Below are 11303 nucleotides of genomic sequence, written 5' to 3'. Positions count from 1 at the left end.
GCCCTGTGCAGTTGGTGCCCTGCACCGACTCCAGCAGTTGGCTGCCCACCGGCGTGAGATCGAGGCCGCAGGAATACAGCATCGTTCCTTGGGCATCGGTCAGATTGATATGACCCCTGGGGTTGTACGCCAGCAATCCGCGCATGACCTCCGCTGCCGCTGCGATCAACGCGCGATTGGCTGCCAGCGTCGCGGCCAGATCGGCGGGGGCGACAAACCGGTACGCACCATCCTCAGGGTTGAGGCCAGCACTGACGCTGCGCAGCCAGGAGTCCCAAATCACCTGCCGGACCCCGGCAGGACGATCGATACTCCCCCTCAGACACGCCAGCCAGGCCTGTTCCAGCTCTGCGATCGGTCCTTCGCTCAACGACGCCGGCCCGATTGCGGCGATGTAATCGAGGTCTTGCGCGCTAAAGGCCATCGGCGGTGGGTTCACTCTGCATCCCTATGTTCATATTTTCGACATGCCAGTATAGACATGTCATCAGAATGAACACTTAATTCAAATTCATATTATTAAACCCTTATAAATCAATTAGTTAAATATTGGCACAGCCCTTGCTCTCTGCTTTGTACCAGCGAGGACATTCCTGCTGTCGAGTCGTTGAACAACAATAAAAGGGAGTCATTTCATGAGTGCATCCAAAATCATCCGCCTGGGTCTCATCGGCGCCGGCCGCATGGGCAGCTTCCACGGTCAGACCGCGGCCCGGCACATTCCCGGTGCCTGCCTGGCCGCCATCGCCGACCCGACACCTGGCCAGGCCGCACGCCTCGCCRCAGAGTTGGGTGTACAGCGGGTCTACACCGATCCACAGCAATTGCTCGATGACCCGGAAATCGACGGCGTGTTGATCGCTGCCCCAGCCCGCAGCCATGCCGAATTGGTGATTAGTGCAGCACGGGCCGGCAAAGGGGTGTTTTGTGAAAAACCCATGGCCATTACCCTGGACGAAGCCGATCGCGCCATCGCTGCGGCTGCCGATGCGCGAGTGACGCTGCAGGTCGGCTTCAACCGTCGCTTTGCCAAAAGCTTCCGGGCGGCTCACCTGGACGTGGTCGCCGGACGTATCGGTACACCGCAACTGCTGCGCTCGCTGACACGCGATCCGGCCCTGAACAATCCCGCCGCCTCGCCGCAGTGGGTGATTTTCCTCGAAACCCTGATCCATGACTTCGATACCCTGCGCTACCTCAATCCCGGCGCCGAAGCGGTTGAGGTGTTTGTCATGGCCGATGCCCTGATCGCTCCGGACTTCAAGGACAAGGGTTTGCTCGACACAGCCGTGGTCACGATCCGTTTCGACAACGGCGCCATCGCCACCGCCGAGGCGAATTTCCAGGCGGTGTATGGCTACGACGTTCGGGGCGAAGTGTTCGGCAGCGCCGGCATGCTGAGCATGGGCAGCGTCAATGACTCTGACCTGGTTCGCTACCTGGCCGCTGGCATCCAGGCAGACACCCAGCGTATGGACACCGACCTGTTGCGTGATGCCTACGTGGCCGAGCTCAATCACTTTGTCGACTGCCTGCGCAGCGGCGAAAAACCACTGGCGAGCGGCGAAGATGCGAAAGCCGCACTGGCCATTGCCCGCGCCTGTATCGAGTCCTTCCAGCAGGGCAAAGCAGTGCGTGTACAAGGAGGCCGGCCATGAGTTTCACTCCGTTCAAACTGGCGATCAGCGCCGAAATGGTGTTCCTCGACCTGCCGTTCACCGAACGGGTCAAACGCATTCATGAACTGGGCTTCAGTGCCGAAATCTGGGGCTGGACGAGCAAAGACATTCCCGCCCTGGTCGCCACCGGCGCTGACTTCACCTCCATGACCGGCTACATCTCGGGCAATTTGACCGACTCCGAGGACATCCGGCACCTGCTCGACAGCGCACGGGAATCGCTGGCCGTTGCCGCCCAATTGAATTGTCCGAGCCTAAACCTGCATGGCACGGGTCTGGGCGATCAAGGCTTGCCAGTCAAACCCGTGGCTCACACCACCGGACGCATGTGGTTGAGTGCCTGCAAGACCCTGGAGAAAATCGCTCGCCTGGGCGAAAACGCCGGCCGGGTGTTCCTGCTGGAAAACCTCAATACCGAGGTGGATCACCCCGGCACGCCGTTCGCTCGCGCCGACGATACCCTGGCGCTGATCGAGGCCGTGGGCAGCCCTCATCTGAAGATGAACCTGGACCTTTACCATGCGCAGATTGGCGAAGGGAACCTGATCGAACTGATCCAGCGCGCCGGCAGCGCCATCGGCGAAATCCAGGTCGCTGACGTCCCAGGGCGCATGGAACCGGGCACCGGCGAAATCCATTACCCGGCCATTGCCAAAGCCTTGTTCCGTATGGGATACACCGGTGTCGTCGGGCTTGAGGGCTGGGCCAGCGGCGACAGCGAAGCGGCACTCGAACGTTTCCGGCAAGCGTTCACGCTGGATTGAGGAGCCTGCGGCGCGCCCGGACGTTGATTCTGCGCGCGCCAGCAGCCCTTACTCTTGATTTGATGAATGTCGACTTATAACAACAAAAGGAAAACCATCATGCGTCGCTGCACACTACTTTTTGCCACGCTGCTACTCGTCTTCAGCCAATGGGCCGCCGCCAGCTATCGCATCGGTGTCAGCATCGCCAGGGTCGACGACAACTTCATGACCTATGTGCGCAGCGGCCTGGAGGAAGCTGCCAAAAAGGACAACATCCAGATCCAGTTCGAGGACGCCCAGGGCGATGTGGTTCGCCAGCTCAATCAGGTCCAGGGCTTTCTCAACCAGAAAGTCGATGCGGTCATCGTCTTGCCCGTGGACACCGCCGCCACTGCCAACATGACCCGCGCCGCCGTCGAAGCGCAGACACCATTGGTCTACGTCAATCGTCACCCGGACGAACGCGTCTTGCCCAAAGGCGTGGTCACCGTGGCGTCGAACGACATTGAGGCCGGGCAACTGCAAATGCGCTACCTGGCCGAAAAACTGGGAGGTAAAGGCACCCTCGCGATCATCATGGGCGACCTCGCGCAAAACTCCACGCACGACCGCACCGAAGGCGTCAAACAGGTGCTCAAGGACTATCCCGGGATCACGATTGTCGAACAGCAAAGCGCCGAATGGCAGCGCAACAAAGGCATGGACCTGACCAGCAACTGGCTGCTGGCCGGTACGAGTTTTGATGCCATCGTCGCCAACAATGACGAGATGGCCATCGGCGCCGCCATGGCACTGCAGCAGGCCGGCAAAACCAAAGGCGAGATTGCGATTGTCGGCATCGACGGCCTGCCCGACGGCCTGGCGGCGATCAGGCGCGGGATGCTGGTGGCCTCGGTCTTTCAAGACCCCAAGGCCCAGGCGGCCACCGCGCTGCAAGCGGCCATCAAAATGATCAAGGGTGAGCCGGTCGAGACGGATGTCTGGGTGCCCTTCCAACTGATCACGCCGGAGCAGGTTGCCGTCTATGAGAAACATTACAAATAGCGCCCAACGCTAACCGTTGACGCCGCTATCCCAATCGGGAATCAGCGGCGTTTTTCGTTGGGTGAACAGCGTTGTGCGAAATCGAAAGACCAAACCGCAGGGCTTGCCACGCCATCACAAAGGAAGCGGCCTATCCTGAACGACCCGTTTCATAACGAGGGTCGAGGTCAACCGTTGTACGTTGGGCAAGGTCGAAAGGCTCTCATCGTATAGCTGCTGGAAGGCTGGCAAATCCTGAGTGATGACGTGCAGCAGATAGTCCGGCTCCCCGAATAACCTCTGGGCATCGACCACTTGCGGGATCTCGACGAGCGCCGTCTCGAAAGCCTCGACAGCTTGCCTGTCTCCCTCACGAAGCGTGGCAAACACCATCGCTGAAAAATTCAGGCCGAGTGCGCCTGGGTCCAGCTGTGCTCTGTAGCCAAGCAACACACCCGACTCTTCCAGTGCCCGTACTCGCCGATGACAAGGGGAAAGGCTCAGCCCCACTCGCTCAGCGAGTTCAGTGACCGAAAGGCGACCATCCTTTTGCAGCTCAGAAAGAATCTTTCGATCAATCCTGTCCATTTAGAAGAATCTCCCCTATCAGCTCTTATTAACGATTATTTTTGAAAATTAATTCTAACAACATTTCATTATTCTTCCCCTCACCATTAACGCCGCACTCCCTTGACCAAAGATGAGGCGGCCTGTGATTCGCGGAGCGGGACGATGCAGAGAGCGGTGTGTCATCAACGGGAGTGCCTGGCGCCATGACCTTCAATATTTTTGTTGCTTTCTGGGCGGTGTCGATTCTGTTCGTCATCACGCCCGGTCCAGATTGGGCGTACACGATTTCGGCGGGTTTGAAGGGCCGGGTCATCTTGCCCGCTGTGGGCGGGCTTTTATCCGGCCATTTGATGGCAACCGTGATTGTTGCCGCGGGTGTTGGCGCGCTGGTCGCCAGCCACCCCGTTGTCTTGACGGTGCTTACGGTTGCCGGGGCGGCTTATCTTTTCTGGTTAGGCATCAACATGCTTGCCCGTCCCTCCACACCACATGCTGACGACATCCAGGTGTCGGGCTCCTGGAAACGCTGGGCGATCAAGGGGCTTTGCGTCAGCGGGCTGAACCCGAAAGTGTTCCTGCTGTTCCTGGCGCTATTGCCACAATTCACCGACGCAACCGCTACCTGGTCTGTCCCAATGCAGATGATTGCGTTGGGGCTCGTCCACACCGTCAGTTGTGGCGTTATCTATCTGCTGGTTGGATTTGGCTCACAGGCCGTTCTCCAGGCACGCCCAGCCGCCGCTCAGTGGGTCAGTCGTTTCTCTGGAGCGGCCATGATCATCATCGCGGTCGTTCTGCTCACCGAGCAGATGTCGGGTTAATCCATTTTTCAGCGAGACAACCACAATGAGTGACCAACCTCCACCCTATGGCAGCGCCCCTCCAGCCCAACCGGCGACACGCGTGCGAATCCCGCATCTGAAACAGATGAAAGTGCGGGGTCAAAAATGGGCGATGCTCACCGCGTACGACATGTACAGCGCAGCCATTTTTGAAGAAGCCGGAATACCTGTGCTGCTGGTGGGCGATTCAGCCTCTAATAATGTCTACGGCAATGAGTCCACGCTTTCGGTCACCGTTGACGAACTTATCCCCCTGGTTCGCGCGGTCACCCGTTCGACACGGCGGGCGCTGGTGATTGCGGATCTTCCTTTCGGCTCTTACCAGGCCTCGGCGGAACAATGCTTTCACACATCCGTCCGTTTCATGAAAGAAGCCGGTGCGCATGCGGTCAAACTGGAGGGCGGGATCGAGGTGCTGCCTCAGATCGAGAAGCTCGTCAGCGCAGGCATACCCGTCATGGCGCATATAGGCTTCACACCACAGATGGAACATCAACTGGGTGGCTATCGCGTCCAGGGCCGTGGCGAGGATGCGYAGCGCCTGATAGACAGTGCCAAAGCGTTAGAAGCAGCGGGCGCATTCGCTATCTTAATCGAGATGGTGCCGGGTGATGCAGGTCGAGCGATCACCGAAGCGATTTCAATTCCGACCGTCGGGATTGGCGCGGGTAACCAGTGCGACGCTCAGGTTCTGGTCTGGCAGGACATGGCCGGACTACGCACTGGCCGCATGCCACGATTCGTCAAACAGTACGCCGACCTTCGCTCGGTACTTCGCACCGCGGCAAGGGACTTTGCACTTGAGGTGGAAGCAGGAACATTTCCTGGCCCCGAACATACTTTTTAACCAGGGAATCGTTATGAAGAGCCCAAGAGAACGTGCTGCCGAAGGCCTACAGGTCGGAGACCGGTTCACGATAGTACGCTGCTTTTCAGATGACGATATTCGTCAATTCGCGCAGATTTCCCGAGACTACAATCCGGTTCACTGCGATGCGCGCTACGCCGTAATTCGAAGGTTCAAGGAGCCCATCGCCCACGGTCTTCTGACAGCCAGCCTCGTCACCGAAATTGGCGGGCAAATCGGTTGGCTGGCAACGGGGATGAGTTTCGCGTTCAAACGACCGGTGTATGCGGGAGAACAGATCACCTGCCATTGGCTCATCGCTGACATCGATGAACGCGGTCACGCAACAGCCGAAGTCAGGATACTCAACGCAGAGGGAATCACAGTGCTGGAGGCGACGACGACTGGTGTGCTACCCGGAACTGAAGAACGTGAATGCCTCAAACAGATGATTGCTGACGGAGATCCCACCAACGGTGCTGCCGGATCCGCCGGTTGATGGTATTGCGAAGCGAGAGCCAGAACTGGCCCTCGCTGTTTTTGCAGTCAAATTCAGCGCTTGAGTTTGCGCTTGTTGCGGTATTGGTCGATGACCACCGCGACCACGATGATCAAGCCTTTGATGATGTCCTGGATGTAGGCATCGACCCCGACGAAAGTGAACCCGCTGGCCATCACCCCGAGGATCAGTGCACCGATGACCGTGCCGGTGATGCGCCCCACCCCGCCCGCCAGGCTGGTACCGCCAATGACCGCGGCGGCAATCGCATCCAGTTCATAGGACATGCCCATCCCGGCCTGCCCGGTGGCGGCACGGGCCGAAGCCACCACGCCCGCCAGTCCCGCCAGCAACCCGGCGATGCTGTAGACGATGACCAGATGGCGTTTGACGTTGATACCGGACGTACGCGCCGCCTGCATGTTGCCGCCGATGGCGTAGGTGTATTTACCGTACTTGGTGTAGCGCAGCGCGATATGGAAGATCACCGCCACCACCAGAAAAATGATCACCGGCATCGCGCCGTGACCGATGGCCGTGTAGGAGTCCGATAGCATGCTCACCGGCTGGCCTTCGGTGTAGTAACGCGCCAGGCCACGGGCCGAGACCATCATGCCCAAGGTGGCAATGAACGGTGGAATCCCGGTAATGGCAATGATGCTGCCGTTGATTGCCCCCGCCAGCAGCCCGACACCGAGCCCGACAATCACTGGAATCCACACCGGCAAGTCAGTCAGCGACGGGAATACCGCACGGGCGAAGTCCGAGGTCTGGGCCAGGCTGGCGGCAATCATCGCCGACAACGCCAGCACCGAGCCAGATGAGAGGTCAATGCCGGTGGTGATGATCACCTGGGTCACGCCGATGGCCAGCAGGCCAATGATCGACACTTGCAGGATCATCAATACCAGCCGTTGGGAGTTCATCAGGAAGCTCTGGTCGCGCACGATCCAGCCGAATACCTCGAACACCAGGCCGATGCCAATCAGCACCAGGAAAATACTCAGTTCAGTCGGAAAGCGCCGGCGACTCTTGACCGGTGCCGTTGCCGGTTTGTTTTCCAGTATCGCGTTCATAACCACTCACCCTTCAAATGAAATCAGTGTGGCGAGGGAGCTTGCTCCCGCTCGAGTGCGCAGCGCTCGCCAGTTCTACGGTAAGTCCGAGACATTGGGGCCGCTTCGCAGCCCAGCGGGAGCAAGCTCCCTCGCCACAGGAACCGTGCTCACCTTTGATTTAATGACACTGGGACATGCCCGAGGCCAGTTGCATCACTCGTTCCTGAGTCGCTTCGCTGCGATCGAGGGTGCCCATCAGGTCGCCCTCGTGCATGACCATCACCCGGTCGCTCATGCCGAGCACTTCCGGCAGCTCCGAGGAAATCATGATCACCGCCATGCCTTCGCTGGCGAGGTAGGAAATGAGCCGGTAAATCTCGGCCTTGGCGCCGACATCGATACCGCGGGTCGGCTCGTCGAGAATCAGGATTCGTGGATTGGTCATCAGCCAGCGCGCCAACAAGGCTTTCTGCTGATTGCCGCCGGACAGCGTGTCGATGCACTGCTCCAGTGACGGTGTTTTCACACGCAGCTTTTTGCACATGTCCTCGCACAAGGCGCGCAACGCTTTCTGCTGGATAAAGCCGTTGCCGACGTAATGCGGCAGCACTGCCATCTCCATGTTTTCCAGTACCGACAGGCACGGGAACAGGCCGCTGAGCTTGCGATCCTCGGTCAACAGGGCGAAGCCCTTCTCGATGGCCATGTGCGGATCGGTAATGCGCACCTCTTCACCGTCGAGGCGAATCTCGCCACCGTCGCTCGGGGTGATGCCAAAGATCGCCTCGGCGACGTTGGTCCGCCCCGAGCCCATCAACCCGGCAATGCCGAGGATCTCGCCGGCATGCAGATCGAAGGACACGTCCTTGAAAATGCCATCGAGCTTGAGGTCGCGCACCGACAGCAGCAGATCGCCGATCGGCGTCTCGCGTACCGGGAACAACTGGCTCAGTTCACGCCCGACCATCATTGAAATCAGGCTGTCGCCGTCCATGCTGTCGGCCCGCTGCAGGCCTATGTAGGCGCCATCGCGGAACACCGCCACTTCATCGGCGATAGCGAACACTTCGTTCATTTTGTGGGTGATGTAGATGATGCCTTTGCCCTGGCTTTTCAGGTCGGCAATGATCGAAAACAGGTGGGCGACTTCCTTGTCGGTGATGGCCGAGGTCGGTTCGTCCATGATCAGGATGTCGGAATCGTAAGACACCGCCTTGGCGATCTCGACCATCTGCCGTTCGGCGATGCTCAGATTGCCGACCTGCTCTTCGGGGTCAAGGTTGATCCGCAGGCGCTCCAGCAGTTTCGCCGTGCAGCGGTGCATTTCCCGGTGGTCGATCATGTGGAAGCCGTTGAGCTGCTCACGACCGATCCAGATGTTTTCGGCGATGCTCATGTGCGGCATCAAGTTAAGTTCCTGGTGGATCATCGCGATCCCGGCCTGCAGCGCCGCCAGTGGCGTTTCAAACACCACCGGCTTGCCCCGCAGGCGCAGTTCGCCGGCGTCCGGCTGGTAGATACCGGCGATGATTTTCATCAGGGTGGATTTGCCGGCGCCGTTTTCGCCCATCAAGGCCAGCACGGAACCGGGGCGCACCCGCAGTTGCACATCGGACAACGCCACCACACCGGGAAAACCCTTGCTGACGTTGATGATCTCCAGCAGGTACGGCTCATCGACAGGTATTGCAGTTGGCTGGACACCCTTCAAAGGGGTGCTCGAAGCAGTCGCTGAAGCGAACATGATCAGGTACTCCATCAGCAAGGTCGCGGTTGCCACCTTGCGTGTTTATTGTTGTTATTGAACGGACGGACTATTTGAACTGGTCAACGTTTTGTAGCGTGATCAAGCGATACGGCACCCACACGGCCGGCTCGACCGGCTCGTTTTTTGCCATTTTCACTGCCGTCTCGATCGAACCGTCGGCCTGACCCTTGGCGTCCTGGAACACCGAGACGACCAGAGAGCCCTTCTTCACTGCGTTCAAACCGTCAGGCGTACCGTCGACACCGGCGATCAGGATGCTGCCCTTTTCAACTCCGGCCTGTTGCAGAGCCATCGCGGCGCCAATGGCCATCTCGTCGTTGTTGGAGACGACCGCGTCGAACTTGCGGCCCTGGGTCAGCCAGTCGTTGACCAGGGTCATGCCCTTGTCCCTCAACCAGATGCCGGTTTGCTCTTGCTCGATCTTGATGTTCGGGTACTTGGCCAGCACCTCTTTGACGCCCTTGGTACGGTTGGTGGTGGAGTTGTTCGCCAGGTCGCCCAGCAGAATCACGATGTCGCCCTTGCCGCCCATTTTGTCGGCCAGGTATTGCATCTGCATCTGACCGGCCTCCAGATCGTTGGAGGCGACAGTGACCACGCCTTTGGGCAGGTTCAGGTCATCGGGACGGCGGTTGACGTACACCAGCGGAATGCCGGCCTTGACCGCCGATTCGGTGATTTTTTTGGTCGCGGCGGTATCCACCGGATTGACCACGATGGCGTCGACCTTCTGACTGATGAAGCTTTCTACCTGGCTCAACTGCCGGACCACGTCGCTGCGCGCGTCTTCGAACTGCAGCTTGACGCCATCGGGATAGGACTTGGCTTTGGTGTCCATGGACTCACGCAGGTAGGTCAGCCAGGTGTCATCGAACTGCGACATGCTGACGCCGATCTTCATGTCAGCGAGTGCAGCGCCGCTGGCGAACATCAGGGACAAGGCGAGTGAGGCGAAACGGATCTTGGTCTTCATGAAAAGTCTTTCTCCACATTTTTGTTGGTTTTATGGATAAGGCGTGACGATTTCAGTAAGCGGACAAGCGGGAAAAGAGTTGGAACCGGGTGCGAGGCAGCTCGCTGGAAATGACTTTATTGGAAAATATTTTCTATATCAACTCATTTTAGAATTTTATTCTGATTTTGTTCCATGACTCTCGAACGGGCTCAATTGCACCACTTGATGGCGCTCGAAACTCAGCCGCGCAGCGTCTAGCACGCGGGTGGTCGCCAGTGCATCACGGGCCTCCACAGGCAGTGGGCCACCGCTCTGCAATGCGGCTTGCAGCTGTAAATAGAACTGATTCCAGCAACCACGCTCGGAAGGAACTCTTTCGCGTACTTCGCCCTGTTCGAACCAGCCCCAGCGGCGATGCTCTTCCACGCCCCAGCGTTCACCTTCGGATTTCGGTGTGAGCCCGGCGAGCGCCGACGCCTCCTGCCCGTCCAGGCCATCGACGCTGTAGCAACCCTGAGTTCCGGTCACCCGAAAGCGCGGGCCGGGGGTGTTCTGCAGGCAACTGCCCCCCAGGTGCGAGGTCACACCGCTAGCGTGGGTCAGGGACATAAAGAAGCCGTTATCGAACGTCTGGTCTTTCTCCAGATAATCCAGTTCGGCGTAGACCCGCGTCACCGGACCGAACAACAACAACGCCTGATCCACCAGATGGCTGCCCAGATCCCGCAGGAAACCACCGCCACTGCCGTTGTTCACCGACTGTGGCGAATAGCGCTCAATCCGCGATTCAAAACGGGTGACCTGGCCCAGCGCCCCGGACTCGATGAGTTTGCGCACCGTGAGGAAGTCCGAGTCCCAGCGCCGGTTCTGATAGACGCTGAGCCGCACACCCTGGCGCTCGGCCATGGTGATCAGGGTTTGCGCCTGTTGCGCATCGGCAGCGAACGGCTTGTCGCTGACCACCGCCACGCCGTGTTCGATGCCGTCGAGCACCAGTGCCGGACGGCCCTTGAGTGGTGTCGACACCACCAATACATCGATCCCCGCTTCCACCATCTGGCCGATGCTGTCGAAGGCCGGCACGCCGGGGTGTTCTACCGCCAGTAACTGGCGCCGCTCCGTTGAACGGGTAACCACACCGACGAAGGTTGCACCCGGCAAACTGCTGATCAGTGGAGCATGGAAAAACCGGCCGCCATGGCCGTATCCGACGAGTCCGATGCGCATGAATCAACTCCTTCTTATTGTTATGCACCCCATGTAGRAGCTGCCGAAGGCTGCGATCTTTTGATTTTGATTTGGCTTTTAGAAACAAG

General features: G+C 59.0%; 11 protein-coding genes and 1 pseudogene. 6 read left to right on the top strand and 6 right to left on the bottom strand.

Going from position 1 to position 11303, the window contains the following annotated elements; translation table 11 throughout:
- Positions 1-424, bottom strand: a pseudogene (locus AC1DVH_RS20090) (AAA family ATPase); the annotation flags it as partial.
- A gap of 211 nt (positions 425-635) precedes the next feature.
- On the opposite strand from AC1DVH_RS20090, the gene AC1DVH_RS20085 reads away from it, so the two are divergent.
- From AC1DVH_RS20085 to AC1DVH_RS20075, 3 genes are all read left to right on the top strand, one after another.
- On the top strand, positions 636-1658 hold the full coding sequence (locus tag AC1DVH_RS20085) for a Gfo/Idh/MocA family oxidoreductase (RefSeq protein ID WP_477755275.1): 1023 nt from the start codon (positions 636-638) through the stop codon (positions 1656-1658).
- Positions 1655-2443 carry a TIM barrel protein gene (locus tag AC1DVH_RS20080; protein ID WP_477755274.1) on the top strand — a complete coding sequence of 263 codons (789 nt, stop codon included), beginning with the start codon at positions 1655-1657 and terminating at the stop codon, positions 2441-2443. The genes AC1DVH_RS20085 and AC1DVH_RS20080 overlap by 4 nt, the downstream gene beginning before the upstream one ends.
- 99 nt (positions 2444-2542) lie before the next feature.
- The gene (locus AC1DVH_RS20075; protein WP_477755273.1) at positions 2543-3469 is read left to right on the top strand and encodes a sugar ABC transporter substrate-binding protein; all 927 of its coding nucleotides are present in this window, start codon (positions 2543-2545) and stop codon (positions 3467-3469) included.
- A gap of 114 nt (positions 3470-3583) precedes the next feature.
- On the opposite strand, the gene AC1DVH_RS20070 is transcribed toward AC1DVH_RS20075, so the two are convergent.
- On the bottom strand, positions 3584-4036 hold the full coding sequence (locus AC1DVH_RS20070; RefSeq protein WP_151213024.1) for an Lrp/AsnC family transcriptional regulator: 453 nt from the start codon (positions 4034-4036) through the stop codon (positions 3584-3586).
- 185 nt (positions 4037-4221) lie between these two features.
- On the opposite strand from AC1DVH_RS20070, the gene AC1DVH_RS20065 reads away from it, so the two are divergent.
- Genes AC1DVH_RS20065 through AC1DVH_RS20055 form a run of 3 tightly spaced genes read left to right on the top strand, consistent with a single transcriptional unit; the run spans position 4222 to position 6206 of the window.
- Positions 4222-4839, top strand: coding sequence for a LysE family translocator (locus AC1DVH_RS20065; protein WP_477755272.1), 618 nt, complete (start codon positions 4222-4224; stop codon positions 4837-4839).
- Positions 4840-4864: 25 nt separating this feature from the next.
- On the top strand, positions 4865-5707 hold the full coding sequence (gene panB / locus AC1DVH_RS20060) for a 3-methyl-2-oxobutanoate hydroxymethyltransferase (protein ID WP_477755271.1): 843 nt from the start codon (positions 4865-4867) through the stop codon (positions 5705-5707).
- Positions 5708-5720: 13 nt separating this feature from the next.
- Complete coding sequence (locus AC1DVH_RS20055) at positions 5721-6206, top strand: MaoC family dehydratase (RefSeq protein WP_477755270.1); 486 nt, start codon at positions 5721-5723, stop codon at positions 6204-6206.
- Between the two features lie 53 nt (positions 6207-6259).
- Here AC1DVH_RS20055 and AC1DVH_RS20050 read toward each other — a convergent pair whose 3' ends face one another.
- The 4 genes from AC1DVH_RS20050 to AC1DVH_RS20035 form a co-directional block, all read right to left on the bottom strand.
- Complete coding sequence (locus AC1DVH_RS20050) at positions 6260-7282, bottom strand: ABC transporter permease (RefSeq protein ID WP_007986627.1); 1023 nt, start codon at positions 7280-7282, stop codon at positions 6260-6262.
- Between the two features lie 160 nt (positions 7283-7442).
- Positions 7443-9008, bottom strand: a complete 1566-nt coding sequence (locus AC1DVH_RS20045; protein ID WP_477755269.1) for a sugar ABC transporter ATP-binding protein — start codon at positions 9006-9008, stop codon at positions 7443-7445.
- Positions 9009-9078: 70 nt separating this feature from the next.
- Positions 9079-10005, bottom strand: coding sequence for a sugar ABC transporter substrate-binding protein (locus AC1DVH_RS20040; RefSeq protein ID WP_007994285.1), 927 nt, complete (start codon positions 10003-10005; stop codon positions 9079-9081).
- 156 nt (positions 10006-10161) lie between these two features.
- On the bottom strand, positions 10162-11214 hold the full coding sequence (locus AC1DVH_RS20035) for a Gfo/Idh/MocA family protein (RefSeq protein ID WP_477755268.1): 1053 nt from the start codon (positions 11212-11214) through the stop codon (positions 10162-10164).
- Positions 11215-11303 lie beyond the last annotated feature (89 nt).

It is taken from the genome of Pseudomonas sp. P4_C3 (genome assembly GCF_056402075.1).
Note: the sequence above shows the minus strand (reverse complement) of the source record. Positions and strands in the feature narration are given on the sequence as shown.

What these genes read in the sequence shown, in the direction of transcription:
- AC1DVH_RS20045 (WP_477755269.1), bottom strand. Translation starts at nt 9,008, where the DNA reads ATGTTCGCTTCAGCGACTGCTTCGAGCACCCCTTTGAAGGGTGTCCAG.
- AC1DVH_RS20070 (WP_151213024.1), bottom strand. Translation starts at nt 4,036, where the DNA reads ATGGACAGGATTGATCGAAAGATTCTTTCTGAGCTGCAAAAGGATGGT.
- AC1DVH_RS20050 (WP_007986627.1), bottom strand. Translation starts at nt 7,282, where the DNA reads ATGAACGCGATACTGGAAAACAAACCGGCAACGGCACCGGTCAAGAGT.
- AC1DVH_RS20075 (WP_477755273.1), top strand. Translation starts at nt 2,543, where the DNA reads ATGCGTCGCTGCACACTACTTTTTGCCACGCTGCTACTCGTCTTCAGC.
- AC1DVH_RS20035 (WP_477755268.1), bottom strand. Translation starts at nt 11,214, where the DNA reads ATGCGCATCGGACTCGTCGGATACGGCCATGGCGGCCGGTTTTTCCAT.
- AC1DVH_RS20065 (WP_477755272.1), top strand. Translation starts at nt 4,222, where the DNA reads ATGACCTTCAATATTTTTGTTGCTTTCTGGGCGGTGTCGATTCTGTTC.
- AC1DVH_RS20040 (WP_007994285.1), bottom strand. Translation starts at nt 10,005, where the DNA reads ATGAAGACCAAGATCCGTTTCGCCTCACTCGCCTTGTCCCTGATGTTC.
- AC1DVH_RS20080 (WP_477755274.1), top strand. Translation starts at nt 1,655, where the DNA reads ATGAGTTTCACTCCGTTCAAACTGGCGATCAGCGCCGAAATGGTGTTC.
- AC1DVH_RS20055 (WP_477755270.1), top strand. Translation starts at nt 5,721, where the DNA reads ATGAAGAGCCCAAGAGAACGTGCTGCCGAAGGCCTACAGGTCGGAGAC.